Source organism: Pseudomonas sp. SDO5215_S409 (assembly GCF_054071325.1).
The window spans coordinates 20601-37960 of record NZ_JBSVWN010000032.1 but is presented as its reverse complement, the minus strand read 5'-3'; the positions used below and the strand labels follow the sequence as shown (position 1 = coordinate 37960).

The 17360-nt window shown below is 62.3% G+C and carries 21 protein-coding genes and 1 pseudogene; 13 read left to right on the top strand and 9 right to left on the bottom strand.

Features of this window, described 5'->3' with window-relative positions; genetic code table 11:
* Positions 1-130 precede the first annotated feature (130 nt).
* The 8 genes and pseudogenes from ACW9H9_RS17250 to cfaB all read left to right on the top strand — a co-directional run bounded on the left by ACW9H9_RS17250 (position 131) and on the right by cfaB (position 5427).
* Positions 131-751: a cytochrome b/b6 domain-containing protein gene (locus ACW9H9_RS17250; protein ID WP_457344307.1), complete on the top strand. Its 621-nt coding sequence runs from the start codon at positions 131-133 to the stop codon at positions 749-751.
* Positions 748-1533 (top strand): molybdopterin-dependent oxidoreductase, encoded by a 786-nt coding sequence (locus ACW9H9_RS17245; RefSeq protein ID WP_457344308.1) that lies wholly within the window; start codon positions 748-750, stop codon positions 1531-1533. The genes ACW9H9_RS17250 and ACW9H9_RS17245 overlap by 4 nt, the downstream gene beginning before the upstream one ends.
* 53 nt (positions 1534-1586) lie before the next feature.
* Positions 1587-1871: a pentapeptide MXKDX repeat protein gene (locus ACW9H9_RS17240; RefSeq protein WP_457344309.1), complete on the top strand. Its 285-nt coding sequence runs from the start codon at positions 1587-1589 to the stop codon at positions 1869-1871.
* An 80-nt stretch (positions 1872-1951) separates the two neighbouring features.
* Positions 1952-2098: pseudogene (locus ACW9H9_RS17235) on the top strand (hypothetical protein); the annotation flags it as partial.
* A 116-nt stretch (positions 2099-2214) separates the two neighbouring features.
* Positions 2215-2469, top strand: coding sequence for a BufA2 family periplasmic bufferin-type metallophore (gene bufA2, locus ACW9H9_RS17230; protein ID WP_457344310.1), 255 nt, complete (start codon positions 2215-2217; stop codon positions 2467-2469).
* A 65-nt stretch (positions 2470-2534) separates the two neighbouring features.
* Positions 2535-3380: an MNIO family bufferin maturase gene (gene bufB, locus ACW9H9_RS17225; protein ID WP_457344311.1), complete on the top strand. Its 846-nt coding sequence runs from the start codon at positions 2535-2537 to the stop codon at positions 3378-3380.
* Positions 3371-4162 (top strand): HvfC/BufC family peptide modification chaperone, encoded by a 792-nt coding sequence (locus tag ACW9H9_RS17220; RefSeq protein WP_457344312.1) that lies wholly within the window; start codon positions 3371-3373, stop codon positions 4160-4162. Before bufB ends, ACW9H9_RS17220 begins: the two co-directional genes overlap by 10 nt.
* 83 nt (positions 4163-4245) lie before the next feature.
* Complete coding sequence (cfaB, locus tag ACW9H9_RS17215; protein WP_457344313.1) at positions 4246-5427, top strand: C17 cyclopropane fatty acid synthase CfaB; 1182 nt, start codon at positions 4246-4248, stop codon at positions 5425-5427.
* A gap of 42 nt (positions 5428-5469) precedes the next feature.
* On the opposite strand, the gene cls is transcribed toward cfaB, so the two are convergent.
* Positions 5470-6909, bottom strand: a complete 1440-nt coding sequence (gene cls / locus ACW9H9_RS17210) for a cardiolipin synthase (protein ID WP_457344314.1) — start codon at positions 6907-6909, stop codon at positions 5470-5472.
* Positions 6910-7039: 130 nt separating this feature from the next.
* Between cls and ACW9H9_RS17205 the strand changes: the two genes are divergently transcribed.
* On the top strand, positions 7040-7561 hold the full coding sequence (locus ACW9H9_RS17205; RefSeq protein ID WP_457344315.1) for a DUF3617 domain-containing protein: 522 nt from the start codon (positions 7040-7042) through the stop codon (positions 7559-7561).
* On the opposite strand, the gene ACW9H9_RS17200 is transcribed toward ACW9H9_RS17205, so the two are convergent.
* The 7 genes from ACW9H9_RS17200 to folE2 are packed head-to-tail and all read right to left on the bottom strand — an operon-like array spanning position 7558 to position 13201.
* On the bottom strand, positions 7558-8895 hold the full coding sequence (locus ACW9H9_RS17200; protein WP_457344316.1) for a dihydroorotase: 1338 nt from the start codon (positions 8893-8895) through the stop codon (positions 7558-7560). The two genes, ACW9H9_RS17205 and ACW9H9_RS17200, sit on opposite strands and share 4 nt — an antisense overlap.
* 3 nt (positions 8896-8898) lie before the next feature.
* Positions 8899-9459, bottom strand: a complete 561-nt coding sequence (locus tag ACW9H9_RS17195) for a gamma carbonic anhydrase family protein (RefSeq protein WP_457344317.1) — start codon at positions 9457-9459, stop codon at positions 8899-8901.
* Positions 9456-9881: a phosphoribosyl-AMP cyclohydrolase gene (gene hisI, locus ACW9H9_RS17190; RefSeq protein WP_457344318.1), complete on the bottom strand. Its 426-nt coding sequence runs from the start codon at positions 9879-9881 to the stop codon at positions 9456-9458. The genes ACW9H9_RS17195 and hisI overlap by 4 nt, the downstream gene beginning before the upstream one ends.
* Positions 9878-10762, bottom strand: coding sequence for a metal ABC transporter substrate-binding protein (locus ACW9H9_RS17185; protein WP_457344319.1), 885 nt, complete (start codon positions 10760-10762; stop codon positions 9878-9880). The genes hisI and ACW9H9_RS17185 overlap by 4 nt, the downstream gene beginning before the upstream one ends.
* Before the next feature lie 11 nt (positions 10763-10773).
* A complete protein-coding gene (locus ACW9H9_RS17180) occupies positions 10774-11640 on the bottom strand; it encodes a metal ABC transporter permease (RefSeq protein ID WP_457344320.1) in 867 nt (288 codons plus the stop codon).
* Positions 11640-12308, bottom strand: coding sequence for a metal ABC transporter ATP-binding protein (locus ACW9H9_RS17175; protein WP_457344321.1), 669 nt, complete (start codon positions 12306-12308; stop codon positions 11640-11642). The genes ACW9H9_RS17180 and ACW9H9_RS17175 overlap by 1 nt, the downstream gene beginning before the upstream one ends.
* Entirely contained in the window at positions 12305-13201 is an 897-nt protein-coding gene (gene folE2 / locus ACW9H9_RS17170) for a GTP cyclohydrolase FolE2 (RefSeq protein WP_457344322.1), read from the bottom strand. The genes ACW9H9_RS17175 and folE2 overlap by 4 nt, the downstream gene beginning before the upstream one ends.
* A gap of 128 nt (positions 13202-13329) precedes the next feature.
* Here folE2 and ACW9H9_RS17165 point away from each other — a divergent pair, with 128 nt between their 5' ends.
* Entirely contained in the window at positions 13330-14562 is a 1233-nt protein-coding gene (locus ACW9H9_RS17165; RefSeq protein WP_457344323.1) for an N-acetylmuramoyl-L-alanine amidase, read from the top strand.
* Here ACW9H9_RS17165 and ACW9H9_RS17160 read toward each other — a convergent pair.
* Positions 14559-14924 (bottom strand): glutamine synthetase, encoded by a 366-nt coding sequence (locus ACW9H9_RS17160; RefSeq protein ID WP_457344324.1) that lies wholly within the window; start codon positions 14922-14924, stop codon positions 14559-14561. The two genes, ACW9H9_RS17165 and ACW9H9_RS17160, sit on opposite strands and share 4 nt — an antisense overlap.
* A 128-nt stretch (positions 14925-15052) precedes the next feature.
* Here ACW9H9_RS17160 and dksA point away from each other — a divergent pair, with 128 nt between their 5' ends.
* Genes dksA through ACW9H9_RS17145 form a run of 3 tightly spaced genes read left to right on the top strand, consistent with a single transcriptional unit; the run spans position 15053 to position 17337 of the window.
* On the top strand, positions 15053-15457 hold the full coding sequence (gene dksA, locus ACW9H9_RS17155; RefSeq protein ID WP_457344325.1) for an RNA polymerase-binding protein DksA: 405 nt from the start codon (positions 15053-15055) through the stop codon (positions 15455-15457).
* Between the two features lie 27 nt (positions 15458-15484).
* Positions 15485-16693, top strand: coding sequence for a zinc metallochaperone GTPase ZigA (gene zigA, locus ACW9H9_RS17150; protein ID WP_457344326.1), 1209 nt, complete (start codon positions 15485-15487; stop codon positions 16691-16693).
* Positions 16693-17337, top strand: coding sequence for a DUF1826 domain-containing protein (locus ACW9H9_RS17145; protein WP_457344327.1), 645 nt, complete (start codon positions 16693-16695; stop codon positions 17335-17337). Before zigA ends, ACW9H9_RS17145 begins: the two co-directional genes overlap by 1 nt.
* The last annotated feature ends 23 nt before the right edge of the window (positions 17338-17360 follow it).

Sequence of the window (17360 nt, the reverse complement as noted above, 5' to 3'; positions counted from 1 at the left end):
AAATATTTTCGTACCGGTTGTAACGGCAGATGGGCAGCTCACTCTAGTGCTATATCGAGACTGAACAATCCGTTCAGACCGACGCCCATGCCGATACTACGCTGCAATAAGCAGCAACCGGGGCCCGGATATGTCGCAGACCACTGCTTCACCCAAATCAAGTCACCCACGCTGGTTACGCCTGACCCATTGGCTCAATGCCGTGGCCGTGGTGGTGATGGTCACCAGCGGGTGGCGCATCTATAACGCCACACCCCTCTTCGATTTCAGCTTTCCCAAGTCGATCACCCTCGGTGGCTGGCTCGGCGGCGCGTTGCAGTGGCATTTTGCGGCGATGTGGTTTCTGGCAATCAACGGCCTGATTTACCTGGCCTTCAACCTGTTCAGCGGGCGTCTCACGCGGCGCTTCTTTCCGGTTTCCCCCAAAGGTGTCCTGCATGACCTGTGGGCTGCACTGCGGGGCAAGCTCGGCCATGCCGACCTGCAACATTACAACCAGGTGCAGCGTGCGGCTTACCTGTTTGTGATGGTGGACATCACCTTATTGGTGATCTCCGGGCTGGTGTTGTGGAAGTCGGTGCAGTTCCCGCTGCTGCGCGAGTTGATGTTTGGTTATGAAGGCGCCCGTCGTGTGCACTTTTTTGCCATGGCGTTGCTGGTGGCTTTCGTCGCGGTGCATCTGGTGATGGTGGCGCTGGTTCCTAAGACATTGGTGGCCATGATTGTTGGCCGCAAGAAGGAGCACGTATGAAAAAGCGCATTCAGATCCCCGGCTTGGACGAAACCTCGATTTTGACCGACGCCCGGAAAATCCTTGCCCCGAAAATCGAAGACCGTTCGCGCCGTTCGTTCCTGCTGCGCGGCCTGACCCTGGGCGGAGTGGCACTCTTGTCGGGGTGCGACATTACCGACAACCAAAGCGTCGACACCGCGTTGTCATCCATGTCGCGTTTGAACGACCGGGTACAGGGCTGGCTGTTCAACCCCAATGCGATGGCGCCCACTTATCCCGAGTCGATGATCACCCGGCCGTTTCCCTTCAATGCTTTTTACGGCATCGACCAGGCACCGACGGTGGAAGAAGAAAGCTTTCGCCTGGAAGTCACCGGAATGGTCGCCGATAAGCGCAGCTGGCGCCTGGAAGAGTTGCGCGCCATGGCCCAGACCGAACAGATCACCCGGCACATCTGCGTGGAAGGCTGGAGCGCGATCGGCCGTTGGGGCGGCGTTCGGTTCAGCGACTTTTTGCGGCATATCGGTGCCGACACCGATGCCAAATACGTAGGTTTCAAATGCGCGGATGACTACTACACCAGCATCGACATGGCCACCGCTCTGCATGCGCAAACCTTGTTGGCGCTGACCTACGACGGCGCGGTGCTGCCACGCGAATACGGTTTCCCGATGAAACTGCGCATGCCCACCAAGCTGGGCTACAAAAACCCCAAACATATTCAGGCGATTTTCGTCAGCAACACCTACAGCGGCGGCTACTGGGAAGACCAGGGCTACAACTGGTTCGGCGGCAGTTGATGAACGTTGCACCCTTTCACCCAACCACAACCCTAGCTCCAAGGAGTTTCACCATGAAAAAGTTGACGACTGTTGTTCTGTCCATGTGCCTGGCCTTTGGTGCCGCCAGTGTTTTTGCTGCCGACACGATGAGCAAGGACGCCATGTCCAAAGACTCGATGTCCAAGGACGCCATGTCCAAGGATGCGATGAGCAAAGACGCCATGTCTAAAGACGCGATGAGCAAGGACGCCATGTCCAAAGACTCGATGTCCAAGGATGCAATGTCCAAGGACGCGATGAAAAAGACCGACGCCATGTCCAAGGACGCCATGAAAAAAGACGCCATGTCGCAGTAAGCGTCGCCTCTGCCCAGCGGCTAGTTTCGATGCCGCTGTCACGACGATGAGGCCGGGCGATACCCCCGGGCTTTCGCCCCATCGTGGTGTTCGCCGCTTTTGGCTGGCTGGGCGCCGCTGCAGCGATGACCGCAGCGGTGTTGCATAACGTCAGCACGCTGTTGGTGCTCGCTGATGCCGGGCGCTTGCTACGCTTCCAAGAGCCGTTATCGAAGTTCGACAAATAATTTTCAAAGTATTTTCGTACCGGTTGTAACGGCACAAGGGCGACTCACTCTAGTGCTATGTCGAGACTGAACAATCCGTTCAGACCGACGCCACTTTCGATCATGAGGAAACAACAATGAATATCAAGTCTGCTGCTGCCGGTGCCGCTCTCGCAATGGCCGCTGCTACTCTGTTTGCCGGTGTCGTGACTCAAGCCCAGGCAGCCGATACCGCCGTGCACTGCTACGGTATCAACGCCTGCAAAGGCCAGAACGATTGCAAGACCAAGGACCACGCCTGTAAAGGCCAGGGTTCCTGCAAAGGCCAGGGCTTCCTGGTTCAGCCAAGTGCCGCTGCATGCGCCAAGGCTGGCGGTACTGTCGGCGAGTAACCGCTCAACGGTGTTCCCGCAGCGGCGGCCCCCCACCGCTGCGGACACTTTGCCTGGAGTCTGCGATGTCCACTTCTTCTCAAAGCCTGGGTTATGGCCTGGGCCTGCGCAGCGAGTACTACCAGGAGATCCTTGAACAATCGCCCGCCGTGGATTGGTTCGAGGTGATCTCCGAGAATTATTTGGTTCAGGGCGGCAAGGCCCTGTATTACCTGGATGCGATAGCCGAGCGTTATCCCCTGGTGATGCACGGTGTGTCCTTGTCCATCGGCGGTCCCCATGCCCTGGACACCGATTACCTCAAGCAGCTCAAGCAACTGGCCGAACGGGTCAACCCCGCGTGGGTTTCCGACCACCTGTGCTGGAGCCGCGGCAACGCGCACCAGTTGCACGACTTGCTGCCATTGCCATACACCGAAGAGAGCCTTTACCACGTGGCCGCCCGCGTGCGTCAGGTGCAGGACGTGCTGCAGCGCCCGTTGGTGCTGGAAAACGTCTCCAGTTATGTGCGCGCCAAAGCCGACCAGTTCACCGAATGGGAGTTTCTCAGCGCACTGGTTCACCTCACCGGCTGCAAGCTGTTGCTGGACGTCAACAACGTATACGTCAGCTCGCGCAATCACGGTTTCGATGCCTGGACGTTTATCCGCAACCTGCCGCCGGACAGCATCCGCCAATTGCACCTGGCCGGGCACATGGACTACGGCGACTACGTGGTCGATACCCATGACCACCCGGTGTGCGACCCGGTGTGGGCGTTGTACCAGCAGACGCTGGAATGGCTGGGGCCGGTGTCCACCTTGCTTGAGCGCGATGACCATTACCCGCCGTTCGAGGAACTGCTGGCAGAACTGGGCAAGGCCCGTGAGCTGGGCGCGACGGCGTTGGCCAGGAGGGCGTTATGCGCCTGACCGACTGGCAACTGGCCTTCGAGCAGCATTTATTGGCCGAGCAGCCCAGCGCCAACAGCGGGTTTACCGCGACGTTGCTGGGCGGGCCGACGTTGGATATCGACACCGGGCTTGCGATTTACCACAACGCCTACGTGGCCCGTTTGCAGGAAGTGTTGCGGCATGACTTCAGCGCGATCTGGTACTGGCTGGGCGACGATGAATTTGCGCAATTGAGCCAAGCTTATGTGCGTCGCTACCCGTCGGCCCATTTCAGCTTGCGCTGGCTGGGCGAGCGGTTCCCGGGGTTTATCCTTGAACACCTGGTGGCTGAGCAACGTGCGCCGTTGGTCGAATTGGCGCAACTGGAATGGGCATTCACCCTGGCCTTCGATGCCGCGCCGGGCAAGCCCCTGACCTTGCAGGACATGGCTCAACTGGCGCCGCAGGAGTGGCCCGAGTTGCAGGTGCAACTGGCGCCTTCGGTGCAGCGGATTCTCTGCCGATTCAACACGGTAGCGATCTGGCGCGCCAGCAAGGATGAAGGCGATTTCCCCGGCAGCGAGGCGCTGGAGCAGGCGCATGTCTGCCTGACCTGGCGCGATCAGAACCGCTGCAATTACCGCACGCTGGACGCGGGCGAGGCCGCGGCGCTGGCCGGGATGGTCGACACGCGGTGGTGTTTTTCAGAACTGTGCGCTGAACTGGCAGTCACTTATCAGGAGGGCGCGCCCTTGCAGGCCGTCACCTGGCTAAAACAGTGGGTGCAGGACGGCTTGCTCGAGCGCCGGAGGCATCAATAGCGGCGATCAATTCGATAGCCGCCTACTTTTTGGCCGGATGGTCTACCCTCAGTTCCAGACGTCTGAAACAAGGGGGGACTATTATGCTCGCGCAACTTCCACCGGCCTTACAGAATCTCAAGCTTGCACTGCGTCTTCGACTCTGGGACGGTCACGAATTCAACCTGGGGCCTGAGCCCAGCGTCACCATCGTGGTCAAGGACCCCACCGTGGTGACACAGCTGACCCATCCCACGCTCGATTCACTGGGTGAAGCCTTCGTCGAGGGCAAGCTGGAGCTGGAAGGTTCCATCACCGAGGTGATCCGGGTCTGTGACGAATTGAGCAACGCCCTGATTGGCGACGCAGAAAGCCGCCCGGTGCGCTCGATCCACGATAAGGCGACCGACGCCGCTGCCATTTCCTACCATTACGACCTGTCCAACGCGTTCTACCAACTGTGGCTGGACCAGGACATGGCCTATTCGTGCGGCTATTTTGAAACCGGCAGCGAAACCCTCGACCAGGCCCAGCAAGACAAATTCCGCCACCTGTGCCGCAAGTTGCGCCTGCAACCGGGCGAGTATCTGCTGGACGTGGGCTGTGGCTGGGGCGGGCTGGCGCGGTATGCGGCGCGGGAGTTCGGGGTCAAGGTGTTTGGCATTACCTTGAGCAAGGAACAACTGGAGCTGGCCCGCGAGCGGGTCAAGGCCGAAGGCCTGCAAGACCAGGTGGACCTGCAACTGCTCGACTACCGCGACTTGCCGCAAGACGGGCGCTTCGACAAGGTGGTGAGCGTGGGCATGTTCGAGCATGTGGGCCATGCCAACCTGCCCGAATACTGTCGCATCCTGTTTGGCGCGGTGCGCGAGGGCGGCCTGGTGATGAACCACGGCATCACCTCCAAACACACTGACGGGCGCCCCGTGGGCCGGGGCGCCGGGGACTTTATCGACCGTTACGTGTTCCCCCATGGCGAATTGCCGCACCTGGCGATGATGACCGGCATGATCAGCGAGGCCGGGCTGGAAGTGGTCGACGTGGAAAGCCTGCGCCTGCATTACGCGCGCACGCTGGACCACTGGAGCGAGCGCCTGGAAGACAACCTGGAAGCGGCGGCGAACATGGTGCCCGAGCAGGCGTTGCGGATCTGGCGCCTGTACCTGGCGGGTTGCGCCTATGCGTTTGCGCGGGGCTGGATCAACCTGCACCAGATTCTGGCGACCAAGGCCCATGCCGACGGCAGCCATGAACTGCCGTGGACGCGTGATGACCTGTACCGCTGAGCGCACCCCCGGGCCTGCGCAGGCAAACCTGCGCGGGCCTGTTTAAAGGATCGGTGAGATCAGCCGCGCCACGCGCATGCCCAGTTGCTGCAAGCGGCGCGTCTGGCGGCTTTCTTCCTGGCTCACCTCGTGGGCCTGGGCAAAGTCATCCACCAGCATCTGCTCCACCTCGCGGGCGAAGGCTTCGTCTACCGTCAGCAACATCACCTCGAAATTCAGCCGGAACGAGCGGTTGTCCAGGTTCGCACTGCCAATGGCGCTGATTTCGTTGTCCACCAGCACCACCTTCTGATGCAAAAAGCCTGGGGTGTAGCGAAACACCCGCACCCCGGCGCGCACCGCTTCAATGGCATACAGGCTGGAGGCGGCATACACAATGCGGTGATCGGGGCGCGAGGGCAGCAGCAGGCGCACGTCCACGCCGCGCAAGGCTGCCAGCCGCAAGGCGGCGAATACCGCTTCGTCGGGGATAAAGTAGGGGCTGGTGATCCACACCCGCTCGGTGGCCGCGTGGATCGCCTCGACAAAAAACAGCGAGCAGGTTTCATACGGGTCCGCCGGGCCGCTGGCGAGCAACTGGCAGAGCACGCCGTGGTCGGGGTAGGTGTCGGGCAGTAACAGCGGCGGCAATTGGCGCGAGGCCCAGAACCAGTCTTCGGCAAACGACTCCTGCAAACACGCCACCACTGGCCCGCTGACTTGCACATGGGTGTCGCGCCACGGCGCCAGCGGCGGCTTTTTGCCCAGGTACTCATCGCCCACGTTGTGCCCGCCGACAAACCCGGTGATGCCGTCTACCACCACCACTTTGCGGTGGTTGCGAAAATTCACCTGGAAGCGGTTGAGCCAGCCGCTGCGGGTGGCAAACGCGTGCACCTGCACCCCGGCATCGCGCAGCGATTGCACATAGTGATGGGGCAGGGCGTGGCTGCCGATGCGGTCATACAGCACGTAAATGGCCACGCCCTCGGCGGCTTTTTCCTTCAACAGGGCGTGCAATTGGCGACCGAGTTCGTCGTCGTGAATGATAAAAAACTGAAACAGCACCGCGGTTTTTGCACCGCGGATCGCGTCGAAAATCGCGCTGAAGGTGGCCTGGCCATTCACCAGCAACTGCACCTGATTGTTCGCCAGGCACGGCATACGCCCAAGCTTAGGCATGGCCCGCAACGAGGCATAAGCGCTGGAGTTGCGCGCCGCCAGGGCCTCTTCGACCCACGGGCGCCAGTTCAGCTCGGTGATCGCCTTGTGCATTTCCTGGTTGGCCTGGCGGCGTGCCTGAATGTAGGCATCAAAGGTGCTGCGGCCAAAGATCAGGTAAGGAATGAGCGTGAGGTAAGGGATGAACATCAGCGACAGCGCCCAGGCGATCGAGCCTTGGGCGGTGCGCACGGTCAGCACCGCATGAAGGGCGGCGAGGGTGCCCAGAAAGTGACAAGTGGCGATGAAATAGCCGAGCAGGTGCGGGCCAAAAAAATCCATGGACAACGGTACTCCGGGCAAACGAGTGCCTAACAGACCATGTTCGGCGGTGAATGTCGCTATTTTATTTGCTGTGCAACACTGGCGGTTTTGCGGCGTCTAACGCCCACTATTGTTCAGGAGTTACCCGATGAAAGCGCGCCTCTTAGGTTTGGCCATGGTTGTGGGTGTGTTGCTGCCGGTGGCGGCGCAGGCACAGATGCTGGCGCCTGGGTTGTGGGAATTGACCACCAGCAACATGAAAGTCGATAACCAGGACCTGCCGGACTTGTCCTTGATCCTGGGCCAGTTAAAGCAGCAGATGACGCCGGAACAACGCGCCATGCTGGAAAAACAAGGCATCACCATGGCCGGTAAAGGCGTGCAGGTGTGCCTCACCCAGGCCCAGGTGGCCAGCGACGCCATCCCCCTCACCGACCCGCAGTCGGGCTGCCGCCAGGAAGTGACGGACAAGACCGGCAACCAGTGGACCTTTCGTTTCAGTTGCCCGAAAGCCCAGGGCACCGGCGTGGCCACCTTCCAGAGCCAGAAAGAATTCACCACCACGGTCAACGGCACCTTCAATGCCACCGGCATTCAGCAAAAAGGCAGCCTGGACACCCACGCCCAATGGCTGGGCGACAGCTGCGGCGCCGTCAAACCCCGCGCCTAACGCAGAAAACGCAAGGGCAGGCCCTGGCAACTGTCGTGCACCCGCCCCTGGTGCCAGGCCACCTGCCCAGACACCAGCGTGGTGCTGACGCTGTGGCGAAAGCGGCGCTCGGCAAAGGGCGTCCAGCCGCAGCGGGCCAGGACCGGCTCGTCGCTGACAGCCTTGCCCTGGGGCTCCGGCTGGATCAGCACCAGGTCGGCCCAATAGCCTTCGCGCAGGTAGCCCCGGTCGGGAATCGCAAACAGGTCCGCCACCCGGTGGCTGGTCTTGGCCACCAGAGTGGTCAGCGGTAACAGGCCGTCGGCCACCAACTCCAGCAGCGCAGGCAGGGCGTGTTGCACCAGCGGCAAGCCCGACGGTGCTTCGCGATAGGCCAGCTGTTTTTGTGCCCAGGTGTGGGGCGCATGGTCGCTGCCGATCACATCCAGTACATCGCTCAACAAGGCCTGGCGCAGCGCATCGCGGTCGGCACGGGTCTTGATCGCCGGGTTGCATTTGATCTGGTGGCCCAGGCGGTGATAGTCGTGGTCGTCAAACAACAGGTGGTGCAGGCACACCTCGGCGGTGATGCGTTTGTCGGCCAGGGGCTTGTCTTCAAACAGCGCCAGCTCGCGGGCGCTGGTCAGGTGCAGCACGTGCAGGCGGGTGCCGTGCCGTTTGGCCAGTTCTACCGCCAAAGACGAGGAGCGGTAACAGGCCTCGGCATCGCGGATCAGCGGGTGGGCGACGGCGGGGATGTGCTCGCCGAACCGCTCGCGCAGGCGCTGTTCGTTGGCCTGGATGCTGGGCGTGTGTTCGCAGTGGGCCAGCAGAATAGTCGGTACGTCGGCGAACAGGCGCTCCAGAATGTTCGGGTCGTCCACCAGCATGTTGCCGGTGGACGCGCCCATGAACACCTTCACCCCGGCGACTTCGCGCGGGTCCAGTGCGGCGACGGTGTCGAGGTTGTCGTTGCTCACCCCAAAGTGAAAACCGTAATTGGCCACCGAATGCAGGGCCGCGCGGCGCTTTTTGTCGGCCAGCGCTGGCAGGGTCAGCGTGGCGGGTTGGGTGTTGGGCATGTCCATGAAGCTGGTGATGCCGCCTGCCACGGCCGCGCGGGACTCGCTGTAAAAGCTGCCTTTGTCCGGCGCGCCGGGTTCGCGAAAATGCACCTGGTCGTCGATCATTCCCGGCAGCAGCCACTGGCCTTGGGCGTCGATTTCCACGGGCGCATTCTGCCCGTCCAGGCTGCTGGCGATCGTTTCGATGCGACCGTTGGACACCAGCACATCGGCGTCGAACGCCAGCCCTTCATTGACCACGCGGGCATTGCGAATCAGCAGGCGGCTCATGGCTCAGAACTCGTTTTGCAGGGCTTTGTAGCCGCGCACCAGGTCGACATTGGTGCGCGCCACGTCTTCGGAAAACTCCGAGGCGCTGACGCTCACCGGCGGGAATTGCGACAGGTCGGTGTTGGGCCCGATGCGGGTGGTGGAGGGCACGTAGAACGCGGCGGGCAAGTCGCGACCGTCCACCACCGAGTTGTGGCGCACAACGCAGCCGTCACCGAGCGCGCAGTTGAACAGCACGCTGTTGAACCCGATGAACACCCGGTTACCCACGGTGCACGGCCCGTGGACGATGGAGCGGTGGGCGACGGAGGTGAACTCGCCGATGGTCACGGCGGCGCCGGACTTGGAATGGATAACCACGCCGTCCTGGATGTTGGAATTGGCGCCGATGATGATCGGGTCCATGTCGCCACTGGCGTTGACTTCGTCGGCGCGGATCACGGCGTAAGGGCCGACGAACACGTTTTCGCCAATCACGACCTTGCCGCAAATGATCGCGGTTTTGTCGACGTAGGCCGATTCGGCAATCACGGGCAGATCGCCGGAAGGGTTCTTGCGGATCATGCGTAAGGCTCCTTGAGGGGCGCGGTGATGATGTGGACGTCGTCGCCATCGATGGCGTTGTAAAAGCAGGTGGGGCGGCCGGTGTGGCAGGCCGGGCCGTGCTGGTTGACGATCAGCAGCACGGCGTCGCCGTCGCAGTCCAGGCGGGCGTGCACCAGGTGCTGGCGGTGGCCGGAGCTTTCGCCCTTGCGCCATAGCCGCTGGCGCGAACGCGACCAGTAGCACACTTGCCCGGTGGCCAGAGTTTCGGTGAGGGCCTGGCGGTTCATCCAGGCCAGCATCAACACCTCGCCGCTGCCGTGTTGCTGGGCGATGGCGGCAATCAGGCCCTCGCGGTTCCACGGCAGGGCGTGTAGCACCTGATCGAGCGGAAAGCTGCTGCCCAGGGCAGCCTCTTCCAGGTCGAGCATGTTCAGGGTCATGGCTTGCTCAGGGCCGCGCACAGGGTGTTGAGGTTGTATTCAAACAGGCCGGTAAAGGTGCTCGCCGGGCCTTCGGCCGCCAGGGCGTCGGAGTACAGGGTGCCGCCGATTTGCGCGCCGCTTTCGTCAGCGATCTGCTTGAGCAGGCGCGAGTCCTTGATGTTTTCCATGAACACGGCCTTGACCTTGTCTTTGCGGATCTGGGTGATCAGCGTGGCGACTTCGGCGGCGGACGGCTCACGTTCGGTGGACAGGCCCTGGGGCGCCATGAAGTCGATGCCATAGGCCTGGCCCAGGTAACCAAAGGCGTCATGGGAGGTCACGATGCGGCGGTTGCCGGCGGGCAGTGCGCCGAACTTGGTCTTGGCTTCGGCCAGCAGGCGGTGGATCTGCACCAGGTAGGCCTGGCTGTTTTTCTGGTAGTCGGCCTTGTTGGCCGGGTCGGCGGCGATCAAGGCCTTGGTGATGTTGTTCACATAAATTTCGGCGTTGGCCAAGTTGTGCCAGGCGTGCGGGTCGGGGATGGTTTCGCCGTCCTCTTCCATGGTGTGGGAGAGCACGCCTTTACTGGCGGTCACCACCGTGGCCTTGGTTTCGGTGCTGGTCACCAGGCGGTCCAGCCATGGCTCGAAGCCCAGACCGTTCTTGACGATGACGCTTGCCTTGAGCAGGGACTTGGCGTCGTCCGGCGTGGGCTCATAGGTGTGGGCGTCGGCGTCGGGGCCGACCATGTTGCTGATCTGGATGTGATCGCCACCGATCTGGTGGGTGATGTCCTCCAGGATACTGAAGCTGGTGACCACCTGAAGCTTGTCGGCCGCCTGGGCCGTAGCGAACGACAGCGGCAGCACGAGACTGAACAACACGAGTAGAGCACGCATCGGGAAACACCTCATTGGGATGTAAGCAAGGGTGGGCGGCGCAGCAAACCGTGCACCGGACCAAAGACCACGGACAGCAGGTACAAGCCGCCAGCCACCAGCACAATCGCCGGGCCGCTGGGCAGCGAGTAGTAGAACGACAACAACAGGCCAAGCCACACCGACAGGCATCCCAGCACTGCCGACACGGCGATCAACACCGGCAGGCGCCGGCTCCAGAAGCGCGACGCCGCCGCTGGCAACATCATCAGACCCACCACCATCAACGCGCCGATGGCCTGGAAGCCGATCACCAGGTTGAGCACCACCAGTGTCAGGAACAGGCCGTGGGCCAAGGGCCCCAGGCGGCTGACGGTTTGCAGGAACAGCGGGTCGAGGGTGTCCAGCAGCAGCGGTTTGTAGATCACCGCCATGGCGATCAAGCTAAAGCCCGACACCCAGAGCATGCCGGTGAGGGTGGGGGCGTCCACCGACAGCGCCGAGCCAAACAGCAGGTGCAGCAGGTCCAGGCGCTTACCGGCGATGCCGAGGATCAGCACGCCGCTGGCCAGGGAGATCGGGTAAATGGCGGCCAGGCTGGCGTCTTCGCGCAGGCCGGTGCGGCGGGTGATCCACGCAGCCAGCCCGGCCATGCTCAGGCCCGCGCCCAGGCCACCTAACGTCAGTGCGGGCAGGCTGAGCCCGGCGAACCAGAAGCCCAGCGCGGCGCCGGGCAAAATGCCGTGGGCCACGGCGTCACCGATCAGGCTCATGCGGCGCAGGATCAGGAACACCCCCAGCGGCGCCGTGCTGCACGCCAGCACAAGGCCGCCGATCAGGGCGCGGCGCATGAACACAAAGTCTTGGAACGGCATCCACACGTGAGCGGCGAAGTGCATCAGGACACCTGCATCTGAGGTTGCGGGCGGATCAGCTCGTGGCTGGGCGCCAGCACGCAGCCGCTGCGTTTGATCTGCAATACCTGCGGCAGGTGCTGGCGGACGGAGGCCAGGTCATGGCACACCACCACCAGCGTGCGCCCTTCGGCGTGCCAGGCGTGGAGGTGGTTCCACAGCAACGCCTGCCCGTCTTCATCGAGGGCGGCGTGGGGTTCGTCGAGCAGCAACAGCGGCGCGTCGGTGAGGCTCATGCGGGCGAGCAAGGCGCGTTGCAGCTCGCCGCCGGACAGCGCCATCAACGGACGGTGCTCCAGGCCGCTCAGGCACCAGTCTTCCAGCGCCGCCTGCATGCGTTCGGTGCGTTGCTGCGGCGTTTGCTTGCTGCCCCAGAAGCCTGCGGCAATCAGCTCTTGCAGGCTGATGGGAAACTGGCGGTCCATGTATTGCTGTTGCGGCAGGAACGACAGGCTGCCACGGCGCGGCACGGCCAGCTCTACTGTGCCTGCCAGCGGTTTTTGCAACCCGGCGATGACTTTGAGCAGGCTGCTTTTGCCGGTGCCGTTGGCACCGATCACGCCGGTGAGGCTGCCTTTTTCCAGATGAAAATCCACAGCGGGGGTCAGCGGTTGGCCGGGGGCGCCCCAGCGCAGGGCGGTGCAAGTGATCATGCGGGTTCTCGCACCCAACGGCTTTCTGCGACGGCGTCGTGGGCGTGCAGGCTTTCGGCGTGGATGACTTTGAGGTGAAAGGCCTTAACCGCATCCGAGCGTTTGAGGGACAGGTGCAGGCGACGGGCTGCGTCTTCGCAGAACATCAGGTTTTGCCCATTGGCCAGGGCGAAGGCTTGTTCGTCCGCGCGCTTGACCGCGGTTTGTACGGCGGTGCCCAGCGCGGCTTCGGCGTTGTTGATCAGTTCGGTGAGCGGCAGCGAAGCAACGTGATCGTGCAGATGAACCTGCAACTGGGCGCTGCTGCGCTGGCTGTGGGGCGTGGCGACGATACCGTCGGGGCTGCCCAGCCAAGCCAACACGGTGTCGTGTTGCAAGGGCGTGTTGGCGAAGTCTTCGACAAACTGCTGTTGAATCAACTGCCTGGCGAGGGCAGCCGAGCAGGGGCAGGTTGACGAGTAGGTCACGTCAATTTTTAGTTCCACGTGGAACATCTGGTTTTCCAGGCGCGCTTCGATGCTCACCGGGTAGCCTTTCCAACCGCTCAACGGGCTGACCAGGGCTGGCCGTTTTAACAACACATTGGTGTGAATACGCAAGTAGGCGTTCTTAGATAAACCTTCATGTGTGTCGATGAAGCGCTGTAATACAGTACGCAGTAGTCTTGGCGTCAGTGCGCGTTGCTCCAGCAGCTCCAGCGCCAGGTACAGCCTGGACATATGAATTCCACGCGCCTCGCCGTCATCCAGGCTCACGCCCGCGTCGGCGGTTGCGCTCAGATGCTGACCGTCGATCTGGATAGGCAGGGCAATGCCGCACATGCCCACCCAGTCGAGCGGCAAGGCTTGGCGTGAAGCCTGCGCGGCGATATCCGGCAGAGTCAGCGCGTTCATGAGCAGGTCCATCGTTGGAAATAAAAAGACATGTTATATTATAACCATTAAGTCGACGAAGATTTTTCTGCGCCACCTTTATTCAGTCATGTCGAGCAGGGACGCTCCTTTTATTTGCGGTGTTTTTCATGCACAGACGTCAACTTCTCAACCTGCTGCTGGCCAGTGCCGTGTTTTCCCTGCCGGTGCTGCCCTTTAGTGCGTCGGCCGCGCAGATTCGCAATGCGCGCCTGTGGCGCTCGGACAACAAGCTGCGGCTGGTGCTCGATCTGAGCGGCCCGGTGCAGTACAAAACCTTCACCCTGACCGCGCCGGAGCGGCTGATCATCGACCTGAGCGGCGCCAAGCTGAGCGGGGACTTCAGCCAATTGGCCCTGGCCAGCACGGGCATCACCTCGATTCGCTCCGGGCACTTTGGCCAGGGCGACACGCGCATCGTCCTCGACCTGGCCTCGCCCATGCAGCTCAACAGCTTTTTGCTGCCGCCGCAGGACGGGCAGGGGCATCGCCTGGTGCTCGACCTGAGCACCGCTGGCCATGCCGTGCAACACATCGCCGCTGCCGCCCCGGCGGCGGTCGCGGTCGAAAAGCCGCCGGTGAACGGCGCTCACCCCAAGCGCAACATCGTGGTGGTGGTGGACGCTGGCCACGGCGGCAAAGACCCGGGCGCCGTGGGCTCCAAAGGTCAGCGGGAAAAAGACGTGGTGCTGTCCATCGCGCAATTGCTGGCCAAGCGCCTCAAGCGTGAAAAAGGCTTTGATGTGAAGCTGGTGCGCAACGACGACTTCTTTGTGCCGCTGCGCAAGCGGGTGGACATCGCCCGCCAGAACAAGGCCGACATGTTTATCTCGGTGCATGCCGACGCCGCGCCCCGCCTGACCGCGTCCGGTGCCTCGGTGTTTGCGTTGTCCGAGGGCGGCGCTACCTCGGCGACGGCGCGGTTCATGGCGCAGCGCGAAAACGGCGCCGACTTGCTGGGCGCCACCACGTTGCTCAACCTCAAAGACAAGGACCCGATGCTGGCCGGGGTGATCCTGGACATGTCGATGAACGCCACCATCGCCTCCAGCCTGCAACTGGGCCATTCGGTGCTGGGCAGCCTGCAAGGCATCACCACCTTGCACCAGAAGCGCGTGGAGCAGGCCGGTTTTGCGGTGCTCAAGTCACCGGACGTGCCGTCGATCCTGGTCGAAACCGGGTTTATCTCCAACACCCAGGACGCCCAGCGCCTGGTCACTGCGCGCCATCAGCAGGCGGTGGCAGACGGCCTGTTTGAAGGCCTGAAAAATTACTTCCAGAAGAACCCGCCGGTGAACAGCTACATGGCCTGGGTGCAGGAACAGCAGCGCGGCCAGGTCTAACAGCCGGTTATGCGGCTACAGGTGAATTTGGCGCTGGTGCCCCCTGAACTGGAAAACCGGTTGAGGGTGGTCCAGCCCACTCGCCGCGTGTAGCCCACCCACGCCTCCCCATCGGACGCCAACCCGGTGAAGAACGTCAGTTGCCCGTAGCGACTGCTGGTCTGCGCCCAATAGCGCTTGCCGATCACCTCGAACCCACGCACATACGTGGTGTTGCCAACCGTGGCGACGCTGTAGGCATTGCCCTGCGCGTCGCTGCACGCCAGCAGGTGAGCGCTGCGCGTGCAGGTGGCCAGCGCGCCCGGCATTTGGGCGCTGGCCTGGGTGGCAATCAATAACAGTGCGTACAACACATGTCTCATGGGCGTTCTCGAAAGGGCGGTGGCCGCCAGCATTACGCCCTTCGTCGCGGTGAACAAGGGGGGGATTGGCTTATTTGCATTGTTATACTATAACATAAAAGCACAGCCTGACCCGTGAACCCTTTCCCATGACCGAACAAGACCTTCTCGCCCAGCCACCAATCGACTACATGAACGACGCCCAGCAAGGCTTCTTTCGTGCGTTGTTGCTGGCCCAGCGCGACGAGCTGCAAGTGCGCATCGATGCCGAGTTCATGGTGTTGCGCGAACAGGAACCCAACAGCGACATCGCCGACATCGGCAGCGCCGAAGAACAGCGCCACTGGCAACTGCGTCTGCTGGAGCGGGAAAAAAAGCTGCTGGACAAGATCGACCAGGCCCTGGAGCTGCTGGCCCACGGCGAATACGGCTGGTGCCGCGAAACCGGCGAGCCCATCGGCCTCAAGCGCCTGCTGCTGCGCCCCACGGCCACCCTGTGTATCGAAGCCAAAGAACGTGAAGAGCTGCGCGAACGCCACCTCCGGGCGATTTGACCGGCCACCCCTGATGAGGAATACCTGATGTCCAATCGTCTCCCCGTTACCGTGTTGTCCGGGTTTCTCGGCGCCGGTAAAAGCACGCTGCTCAACCATGTCCTGCGCAACCGCGAAAACCTGCGGGTAGCGGTGATCGTCAACGACATGAGCGAAATCAACATCGACGGCAGCGAGGTCCAGCGCGACGTCACCCTGAACCGCGCCGAAGAAAAACTGGTGGAGATGAGCAACGGCTGCATCTGCTGCACCTTGCGTGAAGACTTGCTCGCTGAAGTCGGAAAACTCGCCAAGGAAGGTCGGTTTGATTACCTGCTGATCGAATCCACCGGCATTTCCGAACCCTTGCCGGTTGCCGAAACCTTCACCTTTCGCGATGAAGACGGCCAGAGCCTGGCAGACATCGCGCGCCTGGACACCATGGTCACCGTGGTGGACGGCATGAATTTTCTGCTCGACTACCAAGCCGCTGAAAGCCTGGCGTCCCGTGGCGAAACCCTGGGCGAGGACGACGAGCGCTCCATCACCGACCTGCTGATCGAGCAGATCGAATTTGCCGACGTGATCCTCATCAGCAAGATCGACCTGATCAGCCAGCGCGAGCGCGAAGAGCTGATGGCCATCCTCAAGCGCCTTAACGCCCAGGCCGAAATCATCCCGATGGTCATGGGCGAGGTGCCCCTGGCCAAGATCCTCAACACCGGCCGTTTCGACTTTGAACGCGCCGCTCAGGCGCCGGGCTGGTTGCAGGAGCTGCGCGGCGAGCATGTGCCGGAAACCGAGGCGTACGGCATTGCCTCCACGGCGTATCGCGCCCGCCGGCCGTTTCACCCCCAGCGTTTTTTCGACTTTATCGACCGGCCATGGGTCAACGGGAAACTGCTGCGCTCCAAGGGGTTTTTCTGGCTGGCCAGCAAACACCAGGACGCTGGCAGTTGGTCCCAGGCCGGTGGCCTGATGCGCCATGGGTTCGCCGGGCGCTGGTGGCGTTTTGTGCCAAAAAGCCAATGGCCGCAGGACGAGGAAGGCGTCGCGGCGATCCTGGACCACTGGCAGCCGAGCACCGGTGACTGCCGCCAGGAACTGGTGTTTATCGGGCAAAACATCGACTTCGCCAAGCTCACCACCGAGCTGGACGGGTGCCTGCTCACCGATGACGAAATGGCCCTGGGCGTCGAAGGCTGGCGCTTGCTGGCCGACCCCTTTGGCCCTTGGTTTGAGGAGGCTGCCGCCTGATGCTCGCCCCCACGTTGAAGCTGCGCCCGGTGATTCGCCAGAGCTTTGGGCAAACCCCGGTGGTGCTCACCGACATCCTTGAAGACGGCGTCAACATGGCCGTGTGGCAGCGCCAATTGCCCGTGCACATCGCCGAGTTTGGCGCCCTGCTGGTGGCACTGGGCGAGCCGCTGGCCGAGTCGTTGGTGATCGAGCTGGCCGACGACGAGGCCACGCCCGACCTGCGTCACCTGGCCTCGACCTGCCGCGATCTGGAAGGCTACGAAGGGTTTATCGCCGATGTGTCCTGGCTGGTCAGCGCCTTTGCCTGCCTGCTCGGCGCCCGACGGATCGGCATTCGCTTGCGCCTGCTGGACAAGGCCATGTGCCCGCGGTTTCACGTGGACCACGTGCCGGTGCGCTTGATCACCACCTATGCCGGGGTGGGCAGCGAGTGGTTGCGCGAGGGCGCAATGGACCGTCGCCGGTTGAGCCAGCCGGACGCTGAGCCTGTGGATAACATCGAGCACATTCGCTGTGGGGAAGTGGCCTTGCTAAAAGGCGAAAAATGGCACGGCAACGAAGGCAATGGGCTTATCCATCGCTCGCCATCTTTGCAGGCGGATGAACGCAGGTTGATCCTGACGCTGGATTGGTTGGCATAAGCGCGTAGGATCAAGCTTCTCCA

What these genes read in the sequence shown, in the direction of transcription:
- ACW9H9_RS17220 (WP_457344312.1), top strand. Translation starts at nt 3,371, where the DNA reads ATGCGCCTGACCGACTGGCAACTGGCCTTCGAGCAGCATTTATTGGCC.
- ACW9H9_RS17195 (WP_457344317.1), bottom strand. Translation starts at nt 9,459, where the DNA reads ATGATCCGCAAGAACCCTTCCGGCGATCTGCCCGTGATTGCCGAATCG.
- ACW9H9_RS17160 (WP_457344324.1), bottom strand. Translation starts at nt 14,924, where the DNA reads ATGAGACATGTGTTGTACGCACTGTTATTGATTGCCACCCAGGCCAGC.
- hisI (WP_457344318.1), bottom strand. Translation starts at nt 9,881, where the DNA reads ATGACCCTGAACATGCTCGACCTGGAAGAGGCTGCCCTGGGCAGCAGC.
- ACW9H9_RS17165 (WP_457344323.1), top strand. Translation starts at nt 13,330, where the DNA reads ATGCACAGACGTCAACTTCTCAACCTGCTGCTGGCCAGTGCCGTGTTT.
- bufA2 (WP_457344310.1), top strand. Translation starts at nt 2,215, where the DNA reads ATGAATATCAAGTCTGCTGCTGCCGGTGCCGCTCTCGCAATGGCCGCT.
- ACW9H9_RS17175 (WP_457344321.1), bottom strand. Translation starts at nt 12,308, where the DNA reads ATGATCACTTGCACCGCCCTGCGCTGGGGCGCCCCCGGCCAACCGCTG.
- dksA (WP_457344325.1), top strand. Translation starts at nt 15,053, where the DNA reads ATGACCGAACAAGACCTTCTCGCCCAGCCACCAATCGACTACATGAAC.
- ACW9H9_RS17245 (WP_457344308.1), top strand. Translation starts at nt 748, where the DNA reads ATGAAAAAGCGCATTCAGATCCCCGGCTTGGACGAAACCTCGATTTTG.
- zigA (WP_457344326.1), top strand. Translation starts at nt 15,485, where the DNA reads ATGTCCAATCGTCTCCCCGTTACCGTGTTGTCCGGGTTTCTCGGCGCC.
- cfaB (WP_457344313.1), top strand. Translation starts at nt 4,246, where the DNA reads ATGCTCGCGCAACTTCCACCGGCCTTACAGAATCTCAAGCTTGCACTG.
- ACW9H9_RS17200 (WP_457344316.1), bottom strand. Translation starts at nt 8,895, where the DNA reads ATGAGCCGCCTGCTGATTCGCAATGCCCGCGTGGTCAATGAAGGGCTG.
- ACW9H9_RS17180 (WP_457344320.1), bottom strand. Translation starts at nt 11,640, where the DNA reads ATGCACTTCGCCGCTCACGTGTGGATGCCGTTCCAAGACTTTGTGTTC.
- ACW9H9_RS17205 (WP_457344315.1), top strand. Translation starts at nt 7,040, where the DNA reads ATGAAAGCGCGCCTCTTAGGTTTGGCCATGGTTGTGGGTGTGTTGCTG.
- ACW9H9_RS17240 (WP_457344309.1), top strand. Translation starts at nt 1,587, where the DNA reads ATGAAAAAGTTGACGACTGTTGTTCTGTCCATGTGCCTGGCCTTTGGT.
- bufB (WP_457344311.1), top strand. Translation starts at nt 2,535, where the DNA reads ATGTCCACTTCTTCTCAAAGCCTGGGTTATGGCCTGGGCCTGCGCAGC.
- cls (WP_457344314.1), bottom strand. Translation starts at nt 6,909, where the DNA reads ATGGATTTTTTTGGCCCGCACCTGCTCGGCTATTTCATCGCCACTTGT.
- folE2 (WP_457344322.1), bottom strand. Translation starts at nt 13,201, where the DNA reads ATGAACGCGCTGACTCTGCCGGATATCGCCGCGCAGGCTTCACGCCAA.
- ACW9H9_RS17250 (WP_457344307.1), top strand. Translation starts at nt 131, where the DNA reads ATGTCGCAGACCACTGCTTCACCCAAATCAAGTCACCCACGCTGGTTA.
- ACW9H9_RS17145 (WP_457344327.1), top strand. Translation starts at nt 16,693, where the DNA reads ATGCTCGCCCCCACGTTGAAGCTGCGCCCGGTGATTCGCCAGAGCTTT.
- ACW9H9_RS17185 (WP_457344319.1), bottom strand. Translation starts at nt 10,762, where the DNA reads ATGCGTGCTCTACTCGTGTTGTTCAGTCTCGTGCTGCCGCTGTCGTTC.